Source organism: Enhygromyxa salina, from assembly GCF_000737335.2.
Taxonomy (GTDB): domain Bacteria; phylum Myxococcota_A; class Polyangia; order Nannocystales; family Nannocystaceae; genus Plesiocystis; species Plesiocystis salina_C.
The window spans coordinates 42,590-61,148 of sequence record NZ_JMCC02000066.1 but is presented as its reverse complement, the minus strand read 5'-3'; the positions used below and the strand labels follow the sequence as shown (position 1 = coordinate 61,148).

General features: G+C 68.5%; 11 protein-coding genes. 6 read left to right on the top strand and 5 right to left on the bottom strand.

All coding sequences use genetic code 11. The features are described from left to right. Window positions 1-40 precede the first annotated feature (40 nt). Window positions 41-2,011 carry a hypothetical protein gene (locus DB30_RS24060; RefSeq protein ID WP_146660368.1) on the top strand — a complete coding sequence of 657 codons (1,971 nt, stop codon included), beginning with the start codon at window positions 41-43 and terminating at the stop codon, window positions 2,009-2,011. A gap of 87 nt (window positions 2,012-2,098) precedes the next feature. On the opposite strand, the gene DB30_RS24055 is transcribed toward DB30_RS24060, so the two are convergent. Further along, the gene (locus DB30_RS24055; protein ID WP_205633049.1) at window positions 2,099-3,175 is read right to left on the bottom strand and encodes a winged helix-turn-helix domain-containing protein; all 1,077 of its coding nucleotides are present in this window, start codon (window positions 3,173-3,175) and stop codon (window positions 2,099-2,101) included. Window positions 3,176-3,885: 710 nt separating this feature from the next. Between DB30_RS24055 and DB30_RS24050 the strand changes: the two genes are divergently transcribed. Then, entirely contained in the window at window positions 3,886-4,251 is a 366-nt protein-coding gene (locus DB30_RS24050; protein ID WP_146660366.1) for a hypothetical protein, read from the top strand. A gap of 254 nt (window positions 4,252-4,505) precedes the next feature. Here the strand turns inward: DB30_RS24050 and DB30_RS24045 are convergent, their stop codons facing one another. After that, window positions 4,506-4,859: a thermonuclease family protein gene (locus tag DB30_RS24045; RefSeq protein ID WP_052552967.1), complete on the bottom strand. Its 354-nt coding sequence runs from the start codon at window positions 4,857-4,859 to the stop codon at window positions 4,506-4,508. Window positions 4,860-4,881: 22 nt separating this feature from the next. Beyond that, complete coding sequence (locus DB30_RS24040) at window positions 4,882-5,625, bottom strand: hypothetical protein (RefSeq protein WP_052552965.1); 744 nt, start codon at window positions 5,623-5,625, stop codon at window positions 4,882-4,884. A gap of 1,044 nt (window positions 5,626-6,669) precedes the next feature. Between DB30_RS24040 and tssD the strand changes: the two genes are divergently transcribed. Both tssD and DB30_RS24030 read left to right on the top strand, forming a co-directional pair. Then, window positions 6,670-7,161 (top strand): type VI secretion system tube protein TssD, encoded by a 492-nt coding sequence (gene tssD, locus DB30_RS24035; RefSeq protein WP_052553063.1) that lies wholly within the window; start codon window positions 6,670-6,672, stop codon window positions 7,159-7,161. A gap of 60 nt (window positions 7,162-7,221) precedes the next feature. Then, window positions 7,222-8,943 (top strand): IgGFc-binding protein, encoded by a 1,722-nt coding sequence (locus DB30_RS24030; protein ID WP_052552956.1) that lies wholly within the window; start codon window positions 7,222-7,224, stop codon window positions 8,941-8,943. Between the two features lie 442 nt (window positions 8,944-9,385). Here the strand turns inward: DB30_RS24030 and DB30_RS24025 are convergent, their stop codons facing one another. Beyond that, window positions 9,386-13,297 carry a DUF3857 domain-containing protein gene (locus DB30_RS24025; RefSeq protein WP_052552955.1) on the bottom strand — a complete coding sequence of 1,304 codons (3,912 nt, stop codon included), beginning with the start codon at window positions 13,295-13,297 and terminating at the stop codon, window positions 9,386-9,388. A 21-nt stretch (window positions 13,298-13,318) separates the two neighbouring features. Then, the gene (locus DB30_RS24020) at window positions 13,319-17,245 is read right to left on the bottom strand and encodes a DUF3857 domain-containing protein (RefSeq protein ID WP_146660364.1); all 3,927 of its coding nucleotides are present in this window, start codon (window positions 17,243-17,245) and stop codon (window positions 13,319-13,321) included. A gap of 121 nt (window positions 17,246-17,366) precedes the next feature. Here DB30_RS24020 and DB30_RS24015 point away from each other — a divergent pair, with 121 nt between their 5' ends. Together DB30_RS24015 and DB30_RS24010 are read left to right on the top strand one after the other, a co-directional pair. Next, on the top strand, window positions 17,367-18,230 hold the full coding sequence (locus DB30_RS24015) for a decaprenyl-phosphate phosphoribosyltransferase (protein ID WP_052552952.1): 864 nt from the start codon (window positions 17,367-17,369) through the stop codon (window positions 18,228-18,230). Beyond that, window positions 18,227-18,535 (top strand): 2Fe-2S iron-sulfur cluster-binding protein, encoded by a 309-nt coding sequence (locus DB30_RS24010; protein WP_052552951.1) that lies wholly within the window; start codon window positions 18,227-18,229, stop codon window positions 18,533-18,535. Before DB30_RS24015 ends, DB30_RS24010 begins: the two co-directional genes overlap by 4 nt. Window positions 18,536-18,559 lie beyond the last annotated feature (24 nt).

The window sequence follows — 18,559 nt, the reverse complement described above, 5'->3', positions numbered from 1 at the left end:
GGCGAGAACTTTCTCGCCCCTGCCCATGTCCGATCCGCCCGTGCCACGAATTCCCTGGCTGCCACAGTCGCCCTCGCTGCAGCGCCTCGGAACCCGTGGTCCCCGGGTGCCGGCTGGGTCGGTGGTGGGGGGCGCGCTGTTGCTCAGCGCGTGCCTGGGCGGCGCGCGGACCCAGGCGCCCGCCAGCGAGCTGCTCGCCGCCGGCTGGATGGACATACCCACGATCGGCGCGGCGGCGGCCAAGGATCCCGAGCGGCTCGCGCTGCTGGCCGACGCGGGCCTGCGCGGTCGGCTGCTGCGCCTGGATCGCCTGCTGGATCTGTATGACGGGGCCCGCTTCGCCAGCGACAACCAGGCCCGCGAGAGCCTGTGGCTCAGCCTTGGCGGGTACTCGAGCTCCCGGGGGATCGAGGCCAGCCGCGAGGTCGTGATCCGCCTGCTCGACGAAGCCTACGCCCTCGAGGATCTCGCCGCGGCCCAGACCGAGGCAGGGGAACAGCTGACCGAAGACGAGCAGCGCTTCATCGCCGACGCGATCATGCTGCTCAGCGCAGACATGTTCTTGCCCGACTCGGCCGAGTCGCTGATCACCCAGACGCTGGCCTATCGGGTGTTGGCCCAGACCGGCCACCCGCGGATCGCCGACAACGCCCACTGGCGCCTCTACGATCACGTTCGCGGGGTGCTCGAGGGGGCGATCGAGCTCGAGCCCGAGCTGCGCGCCGATGTGATCGTCCACGCGCTGTATGCCGAGCAGGAAGATCTCTCTGCGTGGCTCGAAGATCTCGCGCCCCACGCTCGGCCGCCGCTGCCGAGTCCGAGCGAGCTGTGGGCGCTGCTCGAGCGGCACCGAGCCGCGCTCGAGCAGGCGCTGCGCTGGCAGGCCGTGCTCGCGGCACGGGCGACCCGCGAGGCGGAGCTGCACGAGACCGTGATGGCCCTGCTGCCGCGACCGCGAGATCCGGGCTGGGTGTTGTCGCAGGTGCCTCGTGGCACCGGGCAAGCAGAGAGCTTGGCGCCCGTGTTGTTGCTCGAGCCTGGCATGTTGCGGCTCGAGCCGACCTCCACGGAGCCGCGCGAGCTGGATCCTCGCGCGCTCGATGACGCGGCGAGCTCCGCGATTGAAGCGATGCTTGCCCGCGATGGTCGCGGGACGATCTTGCTGGCCTCGGCGCCCGACGTGCCCGCGCCGGAGTACGCCGCGACCTTGGCCGCCATGGTGTCCGCGCGGGCTTCGGTGATCGAGCTGGCGGTCCACGAAGCGGCGCTGCAGGACGCGGGCGGTCCCGCTCAGGTCGTGGTCGCCCTGCCGCTGTACATCGCGCGCGCGGACGATCTGGGCGCGGGTGCGCGAGCCCTGCGAGACAGCCGGATTCACGTGCAGCTGAGCGGTCGCGGGCCGCGGGTGCGCGTGGATGGGCGGTGGTTGAGCGCGACCGCGACGCTGCCCAGCGACCTGCTGCGCCTGGTCGGCGAGCTGCACCGGGCCTATCCCCGCGAACACACGATCAGCCTCGGGCTGGCGACCAACGTGCAGCATCAGCAGCTCGTCGATCTGCTCGCGGCGCTCTCGGGCGGGCTCACGCCGGCGTTCTTGGCGGTCGGGTGGGTGCCCGAGGCGGCGATCGAGGCCGAGCCCAAGCCCGACCCGGCCGCCGACCGTGCCCTCGCGGCGCGGCTGCGCTTGGGGCCGGAGTCCTTGACCTACTCGCGCGCGGTCACCCAGGGCACGGCGCCGACCGGTGACGAGTGGGCTCGCGTCGAGCGGGCCAGCGACACGATCTTGGCCTGCGTGACCGAGCTCGAGGCGCCGCTGCCCAAGCGTGGGGTCGTGCTGAGCATGAGCTTTGACGACCACAAGCTGGTCGAGCTGAACGCGAGCGGGGCCAAGCTCGGGCGCGCGCAGCTCGAAGCGTACGAGGCCTGCGCGAAGGAGCGGCTCGCGGGGTTTCGCCTGCGCGAGCCCGGCGTGGCGTTCACGGTCGCGCTGGAGGTGCGCGCAGCCAACTAGGCTGCGCGTCTTCCGTGAGCGCCAATCAGTTCGCTGCCCAAGGTGAACCGTCTACGAAGGCGTCGCCGAGCTGAAGACAGCTCGAGTTCACGTCGAGGCGCGGCGGAGGTCGCGTATGAGGTCGCCCTTGCGGCCCAGCGAGACGCTGCCAAGGCCAAGCCAAGTGGCGAAGCGCTCGAGTTCGGTCGCGAGCGCCTTGGCCACGCGGGCTTTGTCGCGACCGGGCTCGATGAACGCCGAAGGCACCCGGAGCGTGCCTCCCTGGCGATCGGCCTTGAGGTCCACGCGGGCGACGAGCTCACCGTCGAGCATGAACGGCAACACGTAGTAGCCGTATTCGCGCTTCTCTCGTGGCGTGTAAATCTCGATCCGGTAGCGAAAATTGAAGATCCGCTCCGCCCGCGCTCGATTCCAAGTCAGCGGGTCGAAGGGGCTGAGCAGGGTTGCACCTCGAATCGCCCGCGGGCATCGGGCCGCCGGGTCGCGATAGACCGGGCCCTTCCAGCCGTTCACAGCGACCTCGTCGATGTGGCCAGCAGCAGCGAGCTCGGCGAGCATCGGTCGGGCCACGGTGATCTGGAGCCGGTGGTAGTCGGCGATGTCTCGCGCGGTGCCAATCCCAAGGTGACGCGTCGCGCGTAGCAGGAGCTCGTGGTGGGCCAGGTGTTTGTCATAGCGATCGTCGAGGCGAATGGACTTGGGGATCGCGCGCTCCGGCAGATCGTAGAGCCTGGTGAATCCCTTGCCTCGCAGCGCGGTGAGCTTGCCTTCGCCAAATAACGTCTCCAGGGCGATCTTGCCGGGGCCGTATCCCCACCACGGTTTGGTCCGCCCGCTTGGAGCAATCAGCTGCTTCACGCTGATCGGGCCACGCTCGCTCACCTGCCTCAACACGTCGCGCTCGAGCTTTGGATGCTGCTGCAACACCAACTCCGCGCGCTTCCAGCGTCGCCACTCTGCCATCCTCCAGCGCCACAGTGGATATTGTTCCACGGGCATCACCGAGGCTTCGTGGGCCCAGTACTCGAAGTGTCGCTCTCGCGTGTTGAGCCACGTGTCGAGGTGCTGCTGGTCGTACGCGCCGAGGCGGGCGTAGAACGGCATGTAGTGGCTGCGCGCGCAGACGTTCACAGAATCGAGCTGGATGAGGCCGAGCCTTGCCATGACGCTCGCGTATTGGCGTGGGCCTGGCGAGTCACTCTTGCGCTTGCGGGCAAACCCCTGAGCTTCTAGCGCGATGCGCCTCGCGGCGTCCGTGGTGAGGGTCGCAACCACGGTCGAAGTAGTGCACATGGCGACGCACAATGAAAGCCTGGAGGCGTGATGATTCGCCATTTCAGGTCAGCGAACTCACCTGGGCACCGTAGAAGTCGAAGGGGCCGCCCGCCTGTTGTCGACCTCCACGGTGATGCTCGACATACCCCGAGTCGGAGACCCGAACCACGAGATTGTTCACGATGACGCACGGGCGACAAAACGGTGACATGCAATCAATTCGGCTGACGAATGACAGGCTAGTGCCACTATTCTCTGACCACAGTGGATGGGCCATTGTCGGCACGTGGAGATGCCATCATGGAAAACTCAGAGCAGACACGCACGCCACCCTCAACCTCATGCCAGGGCTCGCCAACAACAGCTGTGTTTCCTTTGAATCTTCAGGGTGCATGGTGGCGTGCGTGCCACTTTTGGCTGGGGGTGCATGCCACAATTTGAGTTGGATGCACCCCAGGGACAAAGAAAGCAGCTTGCAGGACCCTGAGATGTCGGGCTGGACCAGCGTCGCGGCGAGGGGCGATGCGCACGCTGCTCCGCGCAGCCGTTTCGGTTGCCCCGCATCCCACCCGCGGTAGCGTCCGCACATGCTCGCAAGCATGGCAATCTCGCTAGTGCTGCTCGCGCCACCGCAACCGCAAGTCATCCCGCCGCCGTTCGCCGAGGCGCACGAGTACGTGACCCACGACGGACATCGCACGCGGTGGGCATCGGTGACCTACACGCTGCCGTCGGGCGAGACCGCTGAGGTCGTCATGGTCGCGGACGATGCTGGCGGCGGTGACGGCTACATCTACGTCGACGGTGAGACGCTCGTTCACACGAGCATGGCCGCAGGCGCGCTCGGTTGGTCGTCGAACGCACCTGGGGCTGACGCTCTCGCCCTTGTCGCGCTGGACGGCTTGGCGGCAGGTGGAGCCGCGGCCCTGGCTGGCGACGACGCCCTGAGCGGGTACTGCGAGTGAGCGACCTCGTGCCGGTGGATCCCGGCCCTCCTTGGGCACCTTGGCTCCGCGCTGGTCTCGTCGTGGTGACGATCGCCGTCGTCGTGCTCACGGGGGGGGTCGCCGGATCGCCACTCGCCACAGCCCTGGTGATCCTGGCGCTCGGTGGCGCTGGGCGCCTCCTTCTGCGAGCACGTAGGAGGAAGCGACTGCCACAGGAGCCCGGCGTTTAGGCTCGAATTGACGTGCGGCCTGCGACACGCGTTCGGCCCTTGCTACCAGTCGACGACGCGCGCGTGTCCGGACGCGACGAGCTGCTCGTTGAGCTGCTCGTCGGTGTCCGGATCTTCGATCTCCACCAACCAGCGCCCATACTTGCCGGTGCGATCTTTATAGGTGCGCACCCGCAGCGCCGGACCGTGCTGCTCGAGCCAGCTGGTGGCGAAGGACTTGGCCGCCTGCCCCAGCCGCCACTGCGAGCTGCTGCGGGGCACACCGTAGGTCTCTGGGGTGTCGATCCCCCGCAGTCGAACCCGCGCGTTGGTGTGAACGCGCAGGCCCAGGTCGATCTCCAGATCGAAGGTGTCGCCGTCGATCACCTTCAGGAGCGTCGCTCTGTACACGTACATGATCTCTTCCTAGCCGCTCAGCTCACGCTTCAACTGGCGCGGGCGCCTCTTCCGAGAGCTGCGGGGGCTCGTCCGGCTCATCTGGATCGGAGAGATCGAGCTCGACGAAGTCGCCGTCGAGTGACTCGTCGATCTCTTCGGAGGTCCCGCCCGCCGACATGCGCTGATTGATCAGCACCAACGAACGAAGCGCCCGATTGACGATGTCGTAGGATTCGGGCTCGTCGGGATCCGCCAGCGACTCTACCGCGCCCTTGTAGTGATCGATCCGCCAGCGCAGCTGGGTTCGCAGCTCGCGGAAGTCGTCGCCTGGCCGGTTCTCGCGGCTCATTCGCTCGGCGACCATGTCCTCATAGTGGACCTGCATGGTCGTGAGCAGCAGCGGCAGCGCTGGGCCGACGACCGCCTCTAGGTCTTTGCGCAGCCCGTCGGCTTCGATCATGCCCAGGATCGTTGCCATGGTCTGCGACTGCTCGATGAAGCTGCTCATCACCCATGCGGTCCCATCTGCCCCGAACAGTCGTTCGTGCAGGCTGCGCGCCTGTTTCGCGCGGACGCGGAGGGCCGGCAGGTCGACGGTGGCCTGTAGCGCTGGCGGCAACGCGTTGAGGCCCGGGTGGCTCAACACGTCGCGCCATCCTTCTAGCAGTTTGCGCAGCCACACCCACGAGACATCGGCGGCGCGATCAAACTCAATCTCGCTGGCGAGCACCTGTGGGTTGATCTCGCGGAATCGCCCGATGAGCGCGGCGTCGACCACTTCCACTTGGGTCGACAGCTTGCCGGCCGAAGTGTCGATCGTTTGATTGACTACATCTGGTCGATCTCGGAGCAGGGTTTTGGCAAGTCGTTGAAGTACCTTGATAGCGGCATTGGGAACCCGGGCTCGGTCGATTGAGTAGCCTTGTTTCATGGCGGTTAGACTAAGAAACAAGACGCGATGTGCCACCCATTAATTGGACGACTCGATGGGTTTTTTCGCGAGGTGATGCCGCATCGCTTCGGTGAGAAGGCGGCCCGTCGGCCGGCGCGATCCGGGCGCAGCGCGTTCGACAGTGCGCGACGTGTCTCGTTGGCACGCGAGCGAGGTGTCATGCGCTGCTTGTCGGCGCTGGGGACACCGTGCGCGCTCGCAGCGGAGGCCGGTATGGCGCGAGGGTATCTGCGACATGGTCTCGACCGTTTGCGTCAGCCCCCCGCGCTCGATCCAAAATGGTCGAGACCGTTGCGCCGAGGCCCTCTGGGTCGTGCGTCGGTGGTCTCGACCGTGCGCGCCCTACCCCCACGTGACTCCACAGCACGTGCAGACCGCTTCGGCGTGACTTGCCACGACCTCCCGCGTGGTCGCAACGTGGCTCGAACATGGGCCGGGGCGCCGCACGGGAGCTTGGATGGTGCCCTGGAAGTGACCGGCGGGTTCAGTGGCGCGCTCGGACTGCGCCTGATGCGAGGTCGCGGACAGGTCGCGGCGCTCGAGTCCCGCAGGCGGGGTCGCGCGAGGGTCTGAGCGAAACGGTCGAGACCATTTCGGAGCAAGCGAGGGGGTCTGAGCGAAACGGTCGAGACCATTTCGGAGCAAGCAAGGGGGTCTGAACGAAACGGTCCCCGATCAGTCATGATCGGCCACCAAGACAGTGGCCACGATCCCGTCAGCGCAGCGGTGACTGAACTCCGACCACCCCTCCCATCGCGCTCCTGACCGTATATCCGTCACTCAGCTGCGCAGCGGTCGTGTGTGTGGCTTCCAGCGCTGGCACGTGCCTTGCTCAATGGCGCTGCGGTCACCGACCAGAAAGAGACAACCAAACCAATGGCAGAAACCGTTCATTTGTCGCTCAAGTCCAATGGCACCGATATCGTGGGGGAGAGCTCGCAGACCAGCATGGGTCGGGAAGACACGATCGAATGCGTGTACTTCTCGGACTCGGTTCGAACCGCGCGGGAGAAGGGCTCGGGCGTGGCGACCGGGCGACGCACCTACGAGCCAATCGTGTTTCGCAAGCGGATCGACAAGTCGTCGCCGCTGCTGGCCAAGGCGCTGTGCAACAACGAGAACATCGAGGGCACGTTTCGGTTCTATCGGCCCAGCCCGGCCGGCGACGGCACGACCGAGCAGTTCTTCACGGTCGAGATCACCGCCGGCCGGCTCGCCCACATCAAGCGGGTGTCCCCCGATGCGATCGATCCCGCGAGCTCGGAGGAGCCGCCCACGGAGGAGGTTGGGATCGTGTTTCACACGATCACGTGGACCTACGAAGACGGCGGCGTGATGCACACCGACAGCTGGCGCGAGAGCGCCTGACAACCACCGCGGCGGCCCACGATCTGGGTCGCCGCGCCTTTTGCGCTCGCCACGACCATCATGAACACTCACAACAATCGTTTTTGCACCCTCGCCTGGTTCTGCGCGCTGGCCCTCGCCGGATGTAGCGACGATCCGCTCACCCTCGATGATCCCGAGTTCGAGGAGCAGGGCGATAGCTTCGAGAGCACGGGGCACCCGGACGAGGAGGCCCCCGCGATCGTCTGCCAACCGTCGCAGCGGCGCTGCGACGACGCGCGCACCCTTGGCGTGTGTGCGGCCACCGGACTCGAGTGGCAGCCGGCGCCTTGCGGCGCACATCAGCTGTGTGACGACTGCGTTGGCGACGCGTGTGAAGCTGCGTGTGTCGGGCCCTGTGAGGACCTGGGGAGCTCGCCAAGCTCGGCGGGTTGCTCGTTCTACGCGATGGCGACGGACCGGACTGACACGCTGCTCGTCACCAACCCGGACACGGATCGATCTGCGACCGTCGAGCTGCGCGCGGTAGCGAGGGGCACCCACGACGAAGCCGCCAGCTCGAACCCCGTCGTGCTCGATCCGGGCGAGTCACACACCTTCATCCTGCCCGCGACCGAGGACGTCTCCGAATTGTGGGTCTCCCCTTCCAGGCGCCAATCCGGCGGGATCTGGCACGTGGTCGCGGATCTGCCCCTCGTCGCGCGCCTGCACCATTGGGGCAAGGACGGCTCGGTCGGCGCGGCTTCGCTGTTGTTGCCCGAGCACATGATGACCGGTGACCACGTGATCTATGGCTATCCACCCCACCCCCAAGCGGGTGACGTCGCGCCCAACTACTTCACGGTCATCGCCCTCGAGCATCAGACCACGGTCCAGTGGTGGCCGACAGCCGCGACCGCGGGCGACGGCCTGCCGCTGCCCTTCGTGATGCCGGGCGCGAGGGGGCAGCAGCTCCTCAACCGCCACGACAACATCCGCGTGGCCGCGTCGTCGAAGCTGGCGGCGGCCGCGTGCCAGCAGGATCTCTCTGGCACGGTGATCGCCGCCGACGGGCCGATCTGGGTCGAGTCGACGGTGGAGCGAGCGAGCGTCCCCGGCTGCCCAAGTGATGGCTGCGAGGACGACGGGGACGCAGGCGAGTGGTGCGACTCCAATACCCTCGACATCATGATCGAGCAGAACCTGCCGATTCAATTTTGGGGCACGGACTACGTGGGGCCCCACGCACCGCTGCATGGCGACGAGATCCACCGCTGGCGAGTGTTCGCGGGCGCTGACGACGTCACGATCACCGTGCACCCGGATCAGCTTGGCGCGCCGATCCAGCTGGCGAAGCGCGGCGACTGGCGCGAGATCACGGTCCCGGCCGGTGACCACCTGCGGTTCTCGGGCGACGGTCCATTCATGCCCGTTCAGTACGTCGCGGGTGCGGTCGAGGCCGATGAATTCGGCGCACCCGCGATGGTCCAGATGGTGCCGACCTCTCAGTATCTCGATCGCTACGTGTTCGCGGTTGGCCAGGCTTCGGAGCCTGCGGTGGCCGAGATTCACTATGTCCAGATCACCCGCGCGAGCACGGGTGCGGATGTCCTACTCGACGGTGCGGTGATCGGCGCGGGTGAATGGGAGGCGTTCGGTGAGTGGCAGATCGCCACCCTCGAGGTCCTGGCCGGGACCCATGTGCTCGACAGCGTCGATCCATTTGGCGCCGTCGAATATGGCTACGCCGCTGGCGACTCCAACCTCCGATCAGGCTACGCCTGCCCCGTTGGAATGCGGTCACGCGACTTGTCCAAGCCGTGAGCAACGACCCACGACTTCGCTGCCCACGGTGAACCAGTCTACGAAGGCGTCCGCAAGCGGGCGAGAAGCCCTCGCCCGAGCTGAAAACACCCTCCACGCGCCGGATCCCGCCATGCCCGGGGGAGCTGGCGTACGTCAAGAGGCCGCAGCTGCGCGAGACGGCAGACTTGCCGGTGGCACGGTGTGGGCCGGCGTTTGCTGGGTCTCGCGAGCTGCGTCCTCCTCAGGTAGTCGGCAGCCGGGCGCTCTTGATCCCGAATCCAGGATTTTTTTTGCGATTTCGACGCGCGGATCCGCCCGTGGCACATCCATCTGCGATCCACATGACCGCAGCCTCGCCCCTCACTTCAACGCCTGCCCCCTGCCCCCCTGCTCCCCGCACAACATCTGCTCATGTTCGCAGCCCTGATGGGCTCGCCGTCCCCGGCCGCACCGCGCAGGTCTACCGCGCCCGCAGCAGGCGTTGCTCGGCCGCTTGGATCTTCGCCGCGAATTGCGTGAGCGCCGGGTAGTCCCCGACTTCGACAACCCCCGCCTCGAAGCTCGAGCGGCTCTCGAGCACCAGCTCGCGCTGGCCCACGCCGCCGCTGACGAGCTTGCGCGTGTAGCTGCCCCACGGGCCGCTCACGTTCACGTCGGCGGGCACCTCCGAGAAGCTTGGCCCATCGATCTCATAGTGGACCGTGGCCTCGAGCACCGGCGCGTAGGGGACGACCATCCCGCTCCAGCGCTTGGCCAGGCGGGTGTACCCCGTCGCGGGGTCGATCGGCACCGCCGCCGCCAGCATGATCAGCTCACCCGACTGCACGACCCCGGCGTTGCGGGCCTTCGCGGAGAAATTGATCACCAGCGGCAGCTCGAGCTCCCACTCGTTCTCGAACTCCAGGCGCTCGAGGTCCAAGCTGGCCCCCGGCAACATCCGAGACAGCTCGGCCTGGGTGAACACCTCGGGCCGGCGATCGACGTCGACCTGGTCGAACACGTTGCGCCAGATGATCGCCTCGAGCCCGCGCAGCTCGATCTTCCCGTTGACGTGCCCTGCCCCACTGCTGTCGAGCTGGATGTCGAGCTCCCAGCGGCGCAGATCCGCGAGCCGCTCCGGGTTGCCGGGCACGTCGACGTAGCCCCCGGCGGGCTCGTCGTCCTGCAGCTTCAGCCGCACAGCCCGACCGTTGGCGTAGCTGGGCGAGAGGTACCCGAGCGGGATGACCTCGGAGCTGGTCCCGACCAGCAGCGGGGTCTTGCCCGGCTCGATCACGGCGAGCATCGCGGTGTCGTAGGTCTCGACCAAGGGGTTGCCGCCCTCGTAGATGTTGGGCCCAAACCGGTCGCGCAGCAGCCACATCTGGTTGTCGATCCCGACCGCCTCGCACATGGCCCGCAGCAACATCAGGCGGCTGCCTTGGCGCGCGGCGAGGGTGACCGTGGCCGGGGTCGACAGGTCGCCGCCATCTTCGATCTCATCGACGACCCAGCGCCACAGCGCGTCGACCTTGTCGTAGGTGCTGGTGTACTGGCTGGTCAGATCGAGCGCGAGCGTGCGCAGCTCGGGGTTGCTGCGCTGGGCCGGACGCAGCTGGGCGGCCAGCTGATCGAGCCAGTCGTTGACGACCAGCGGCACGTGGACCTGGATCATGGGCAGCTCGTCGAGCATCGAGCGCGCGCCCGGCTCGGTGCCAAGCCGCGGGACTTGCCGGGCCAGGAAGGTCAGCTCGGTGAACTCGCCCTCGCGCAGGGTGACCGCGCGGCGCGTGGCCGTTGGCGGATTGTTGCGCGCTTCGATCTTCACCTGGCTGGCCAGCGCCTGCGGGGTGATGACGATCAGCTCGGAGCGATGAAACGGCAGCTCGGGCGACTGGAACCGGAACCGGCCAAGATCCACGTGGCCCGGCAGCGCGCCTTCGGGGTCCCGTTCAAAGGTGAACTCGATCTCGACGACGTCCCCGATCGCCAGCCCGCGCAGGCTCAGGCCGTCTTTGCCAGCGATCGACTCGGGCTCGACGATCGTGCCGTCGGGCTTGATCGAGTGCAAGGTCAGCAGCTTGACGCCGGGCTGGTTGAATTCGCCGTGGGCGTCGATCGCCTGGTCGCTGAGGATGTGGAACATCTGGTGGACGATGTGCCGATGTCCGCCGTTGGCGTACAGAATGCTGACCTCGCGATCGAGCAGCAGCACCTCGCTGACGCCCTCGGACGCGAGGCCCTGCTCGACGTCGCCGCGGTACTCGGCGAGCGCGGTGGCGCCGTCGATCCGCCAGCGCATCAGGTCGTCGGGGATCCCGATCCCCTGGGCGATCTCGCGGAGCGCCGAGCTGTGGGGGTAGCGATCGATCGCGCTCAGCAGCAGCTCGCGGGCGGCCTTGTTGTCTCCGGCTTGGGCCGCGAGGTCGGCGAGCTCGAGGTTGGAGAGCGCCCGGTACGGGGCCGCCTCGAGCAGGCGCCGCTGCCAGCTGGCGGCCTGGTCGTAGTCACCGGCCGCGATCGCAATGTCGGCCAGGGCCTGCATCGCGTCGAGGTCATCGGGGATCTGGGTCAGGCGCTCGGTCCACAGCCCGCGGGCCTCGTCGTAGCGCTGGCGCTGGGTTGCGAGCCGAGCCCGCACGCCAACGCTGCCGGGGCACTTGGCGAGCTCGGCGGAGATCTGATCCTCGGCGGCGACCTGGGTGCGCTCGCGGATCAGCTCGCGGCGGGCCATGAGCACCTCGCAGTTGTCGGGGTTGATCGCAATCGCGGCGGCCAGCGCCTGCTCGGCCTGAAAATCGCTGCCACGCCGCCGGTAGGCGTCAAACCGCAGCATCGAGAGCAGCAGCGCGCCCGCGCCCGAGACCGCGTCGTGGGGGATGTCCTCGAGCGCCTCGACGACCTCCGCGACCTCGCCACGATCGAGGCGCATCGAGAGCAGCGACAGGTGGGCCCGCCCCAGCGATGGATCGAGACCCAGGGCGATCTCGAGCTCGGCCTGCTGGCGGGCGGCCGAGCTGGTCTTGCCCCGCGAGGGATCCCGATGCTCGAAGTCGGCGAGGATCAGGTGGGCGTCGGCGAACCCATCCGACACCGTGCGCAGATCGGGGGCGATCCCTTCGGCCCGGTCGGTGTCGCCATCGGCGAGCGCGTCGTCGAGGGCCAGGTACGCGCGCAGCGGCGCGTACACGGGGCCGCGCAGCCCCAGCCCACCTTCGCTCCACCCCTGGATCTCGAGCATGTGCTCGGCGCCTGCCTGCTTGGGTCGGGTTGGATCGATGTCGAGGCGCCAGTCGCCCTTGGTCTGGCTGTCGGCTTTGACGGCGAGGCTGTGGCCGTCGAGGGTGGTCGCGCGCAGCAGGACCCAGGCGCGCTCACTGGGGATCGCCGTGCGGACCTCGACACGATGCACGCCGGGCCCAACCGGCAGCACCAAGGTGGGGGCTTCGACGGGGTAACGATCGGTGCGATCGCTGGCCCACACCAGCTGATCATCGACGTAGGCGCGGGCGGGATACTGGGCCCCGACCGACAGGCGAAGCTGACTCTGCGTCGCGGGGACCTCCACGGTGGTTCGCAGCCGCCGGATCGCCGAGCGGGGCTCGGCGTTGGGGACCCGAAACGCGCACGACAGCTGGGTTGGCTTGGCGCCGGTCTGGTCGAGGGTGAACGAGCGATCGATCTCCAGGCGCGCGAGCTCGAGCGGGCCGCGGTAGCCCTCGAGCTCCCCAACGACCCAGTCCTGCACGCATCCTTGCCGGGCATAGAACCCGCGGTAGTCCTCGCCCAAGCGCCGGGCGATCGCGGCCCGGGTGCTCAGCAGCTGCTCGACGGCCTCGCCCGGGAGCGCGTGCAGATCGAGGGCGTCGAACAGCGCGGTGAACTGCTTGGCGTCGTCGCGCCGCATGCCATCGAGGGAGTCGAGGGCGCGGGCAGCCACCGGCGCGAGCGCGAGCGCCAGGCTCCGATCGCGGCGGTCTTCTTGGCCTGGGGCCTCGCGCAGCAGCGCGGCGTGCTCGGTCCAGGCCCGATCGAGATCGAGGTGGCTCTGGGCCACCATCGCCCGCGAGAACCGAGCCAGCGGCGGCGGGGCCTCGAGCGCGGTCAGCAGATCCAGGTGCGTCGTCGCAGACTCGGCGTCCGCGAGGTGCAGCCAGTACACGTGCGCGAGCTCGAGGCGGGCGCGGTGATCGTCGGGGTGCTTGGCGAGCCAGGCCTCGAGCCGGGCGGCGTGCTCGGCCGCGGCGGTCTGATCGAACAGCTGCTCGCTCGGCCGCGGACGGCAGCCGCTCAGGATCAGCGTGCTCGGGATCAACAGGACCAGCAGGTACAGAGCGAGCGTCGCCAATGGACGGCGCGCCCGCGCGGGGGTGGTCAGCTTGGAATCGGACATGGACTCGTTCCAGATCGAGGATCAGCGGGTCGGGGCCGCTTCAAAGGCTTGGGCGAGGGCGGCGTCGACTTCACGCAGGAACTCGCGGAACGCCTCGTACTCGCCGGGCTCGACCCGCGCGCGTGAGAACTCGAGGGTGGTGGTGATCTTCGCGGTCCGCGGCTGCGGATCGATCTCGAGCACGAAGCGCCCAAACGGCGACTCGATCCGGCTGGGCTGCGGGGTGTGGCTGAACTCGAGCCCGCGCGGGAGCGTGTACTCGATCTCCCGGACTTCGCGGTTGGGGACGCCGAGCACGAGGGGCTGATCCCGCCGCGCTTGCGGGGCGATCGAGCGCAGCAGCTCGACCTCGTGACCGAGCACCCGAAACCGCAGACCTTGGATCCCGGAGCCCGCCCCGGCCTGCTGAACCTGGGCCCACCCGGGGATCGAGAGCTTGGCCTCGACGCGGACCGGGACCAGGATGTCCTCGATCCCCGGAAACTTGGCGCTGCGGACCTCGGTGCCCGGGAACGCCCGCGACAGCTGCTTGGTCAGCAGCTCGACGCGCTGTTCCTTGGACTCGAGGGTGCCCCGCCACGCGGCCGCGCCAGTCCCGAGCATCGTCATGTCGTGATCGATCTCGGCGCTGCCGTTCGGCTGCAGGCGAACCTGCTGGCGGTACTCGCTGTGGTTTTGATCGGGCGTCGCGTAGGGGATGGTTCGGAAGCTCGCGCCCTTGCCATCTTCGATCACGACCACGCTCGCGCCCTGATCCCCGGCCGGCAGCTCGAACGCGCCAGAGTGCTCGGCCGTGCCGTCCATGAACAGGTCGTACTTGGGGACGTAGATGATCGCGTGGTTGAAGGCCGAGAGGCTCGCGGGGCTGTCGGCGATCGTGCCGAGGTCGCGGGTCCGGGTCAGGACCAAGTGGCTGGTCACGCCGATCTCACCCAGCATGACCTTGAGCAGCGAGGCCTTGTCCTTGCAGTCGCCAAACCGCCGGTTGTAGATGTCTGTGGTGCGGTAGGGCTTGTACCCGTGGATTCCGAACTCGAGGCCGACGTAGCGGGTCTCGCGGATCACGTGGCGGTACAGCGCGGCGATCTTGTCGCGCTCGTCGGCGTCGTTGGGCAGCTCCGCGAGCGCCGAGGCGACCCCGGCCTTGATCGCGTCGTCGACCAGCAGCTGGCCCTCGACCAGGCCCCAGTACCAGCGGCCGACCTCGTCCCAGGTCGCGTAGCTGCTCACGTGCAGGTACTCGGCGACCTCGGTCCACCCGGGCATGTCGCCCTCGGACCGCAGGCCGGGGCGTTGGTCGCGGGTCAGCCGGTAGATCCGGGTGTTGCCGCCCTCCCCTGCCTCGCTGTCGACGGGGTGGTTGAAGTGCAGCTTCAGCTGCGTGGGGGCCTCGAGCACGTACTCGAAGTGACGGCTGGGCTCGATGCCCTGCAGCGGGATCAGATCGCCGTAGTAGTCGTCAAACTTGTTGCGCGTGGCCACGTCGCGGCGCACGAACGCGACCTCGATCACGTCGCCCACGCGCAGGCCTGGGAACTGCACGGCGACGCCGCGCTGGTCGTAGTACATGCGGTAGCCGGCGGCCCCGACCGAGTAGTAGCGGGTCACGCCAATGTCCTCGATCCGACCATCGGCCCGATACACCCGGGCGCGGCGAACCTCCACGTAGCTCTCGTCGGGCTCGTAGCCAAAATCGTGGCGCGACTGGCTGGCGATCCCGCGATCGTCGAGGATCTTGATGATCCGGTGGTCGAGCCGCTCGCCCAGGCCGCTGCTGCCGATCCGGGTTGCGATCATGCGGTGCAGCACCGCCGAGTCCCGGCCCTTCCAGCTCGCGGGCGTGCCGGCTTCGTCGGCGGCCTCGACCACGTCTTCGAGGTTCACGGCGTAGCGGGTGAACACGTCGTCGGCCGCGGCCCCGAGCGTGGTCAGCAGGTCGCGCAGCTCGGGCTGCTGGGGGTTGAGCTCCAAGCTGCGCTGCAGCGCGAGCACGCTGCCGGCCTGGTCGCCCGCGCGGCTCTGCAAGAACCCGAGCGCGGTGTGCAGCTGCGGATCTTGGGGGGCGAGCTCGACGGCGGTCTCGAGCGCGGCGACGGCCAGCTGGTAGTGGGTGGCCGCCTCCTCGATGCCGGCCAGGCGCTGCCACGCGCTGGGCCGCCCGGGCGAGGCCGCGACCAGGTTCCGGGCGAGGGTCACGGCCGCCTCGATCTCGCCAAGCTGCAGGTGCGCCTCGATCCGCTGATCGATCACCGCCGCGTCGCCGCTGTGGGCCTTGCTGTGCCGCTCGAGCAGCGCCAAGCCCTTGCGGACCCGCCCCAGCCCGATCTCGCGGCCAGCCTGATCGCGCGAGATCGTGGCGGAGTCGGGGTAGCGGCGGGCCAGATCCTCGAGCCAGTTCATCGCGGCGAGATCGAAGCCATCGCCGGCGAGCTGATCGAGCAGCGCGAGCTCGATCAGCGCGTCGTCGGGCGCGACGGCCCGGGCCTGCTCGAGCAGCGCCTTGGCCCGGCGCTCGAGCCCCAGCGCGGCGTTCGAGTAGGCCAGCTCGACCAACATCTGCGAGTGCTCGGCGCGGGCCGCCCCGCCCAGCTTTTCTGCGCGGGCAACCCCAAGCTCGAAGGCGGTCCGCGCTCGGGCGCTGTCGTCTTCGGCGAGGGCCAAGAACAGCGCGCTGCGGGGCGACTGCACGGCGGCGTCGGCTTGGCGGGCGGCGTCGCGGGCGGTGAAGTCCTCGCGCGAGAACGGGCCGACCCAGCTGTAGAACTCCGTGAGCGCGAGTTGATCGGCGCCGCTGGGCTTCTTGTTCAGATCGGGATCGACGGCCCGCTCGAACAGCCCGCGCAGCGACACGGGCGGCTTGGCCTCGGGCGCGTCGGGATCCACCTCAGTGGTGCCCGGGGCCGCGGCGGGCAGCTCGGTCGCGTCGACCGGCGGCGAACCGCTGGCCTCGAGCCCCGGGATCGGGGCCCCGTCGGTCGCGCTGATCCGCGCGTAAAACCCCCACGCGCCCGCTTCGCAGCCCACTTTGACGAGCACGCGGTTCCAGCCCTCCTGCAGGGTGATCGCGTAGGCGTCTTGCAGCGCGTTGGGCCGCCGGTAGGTCTGGCCTTGACCGACCAGCCGCTCGCCGACCCAGATCTTGTGCGCGCCGCCGGTGCCCACGTGGATCACCGCGTCGGTCTGCTTGGGCGCGTGGACCCAGGTCGTCGCGTAGGCCGTGACGTATTGGTTGGGCCGCAGGAACTCGTCAAACGAGATGTAGCCGCCGCCCATCGTGTTTTGCGGATCGTAGGGCCGCCAGTCGAGCGGCTCACCCGCGAGCTTGCCCTCGAAGCTCTGCTCGGGGGTCCACGCTTCGGTCTCTGGGCCAAACACCTGGTCGTGTCCGGTGCGGTTGGCGTTGTCGAAGGGCCCCAGGATCCGCCACGACAACAGCCGGCCCTGCTCGGCGTAGAGCGCCTGCGCGGCGGCGAGATCCCCCGCGTCTTCGTAGAGCTCGCCGCGGATGTCGGCGGCCAGCGAGCGGACCAAGGGGTGGCGGCGGCGATCGTCGCGGATCCCGTCGACGAAGCTGACCAGCGTGGCGCGATCGACCTCCCCCAGCAGCGCGGGCAGCAGGCCAAGCAGCGCCAGGGCGGCGACGTGGTCCCGGCCGCCGTGCTCGGCCAGCAGCGCCTGCCGACGGTCGAGCTCCCGCTGCCAGCGACCCACGTGACCCGCCGCCGGATCGAGCACGCCGGGCTCCCACAGCGGGGCGTCGAGATCGAAGACGCTCGGCCCTGGCCCCGGCTCGTCCGCCCCGACCTGCAGCTGGTTCGACTCCGCAAACCCAAACCCGATCTGCGCGGCGTCCGGCGTAGCGTGGGCCGGGGTTGAGCTCAGCGCGAGCACGGTCACCAGCGCGAGGGAGCAAGCAGACAGGCAGCGACGGACGTGAGAGCGCGGCATGGGCGGGAATTCCTCCAGGATACCCGCGATGGTTCTCACGGGCAGCGCCGCACGCCAGCTGGCGTGCGGTCGCTCGGAGGATGGAACATCCGGCGGCCACGTGCCATAGTCTCGCCCCGCCGTGTTCCTGGGCCTGCTCAAGACCCTCAGGCCGAAGCAGTGGATCAAGAACGCCTTCGTGGGCGTGCCGCTGTTGTTCGGCCAGAAGCTCCTGGACCTCGACGCGCTCTGGCGTGTCGCGGCCGCGTTCGCGTTGTTCTGCCTGGTCTCGGGCTGCGTCTACGTGATCAACGACATCGTGGATGTCGAAAAAGATCGCGCGCACCCCAAGAAAAAGCACCGGCCGATCCCCTCGGGCAAGCTGCCGCCGACCATCGCGCGCAACTTCACGATCCTCGCGGTGCCGCTCGCGCTCGGTGCCGCGTTCGCGCTCGAGCCCTGGTACGCGGCCACGCTCGGCGGCTACTTCGCGCTCAACATCGGGTACTGCTTCTACACCAAGAACCTGCCCTACCTCGACGTGCTGTCGATCGCCGCTGGCTTCGTGCTGCGGGTGCTGTCGGGCGCGCTGGTGATCTCGGTGGCGCCCTCGGCCTGGCTGCTCAGCTGTACGGCCTTGCTGGCGATGTTTCTTGGGTTCGGCAAGCGGGCCCACGAGCTCACGCAGTCGGGCTCGAAGACGCGCTCGGTGCTCGAGCACTACAGCGCCGACGCCCTGCGCTGGATCCTGCACACGCTCGCGCTGCTGACCGCCGTTGTCTACGGGCTCTACACCCAGAGCAGCCACGTCGCGCAGACCTTTGGCGACGCGCCGCTGATCTACACGCTGCCGTTTCCGATCATCGGGATCCTGCGCTTCATCCACCTGGTCACCGCGCGCCCCGACGCCGAGAGCCCAACCGAAGAGATGCTGCGCGACTGGGTGTTCATGGGTAACTTCGCGATCTGGCTGCTCGTGACCGGCTTCGTCTTGTATTTCCTATGACCCGCGTTCGGTTCGGGCGCGACTTTGGTGAGCTCGAGGTCTCGCTTGGGACCACGCTGTTGGCCGCAGCCGCCCGGGCAAAGGCCCCCCTCGGCAACGCGTGTCGCGGTCAGGGTGTGTGTCGAGCGTGCGCGGTGCGGGTGGTGAGCGGCGCACAGCTGCTCGACACGGCCGGCGAGCTCGAGCGTCAGATGCAGCTCGAGCCTGGGTGGCGGATGGCGTGCAAGACCCACGTTCAACGCCCGGGGCTGCTGCAGCTGTGGATCCCGCACTGGGGGGGCGACCCGTCAGCGCCCAGCGGGTGACTCGCGTGCACGAGCGTGCGCGCT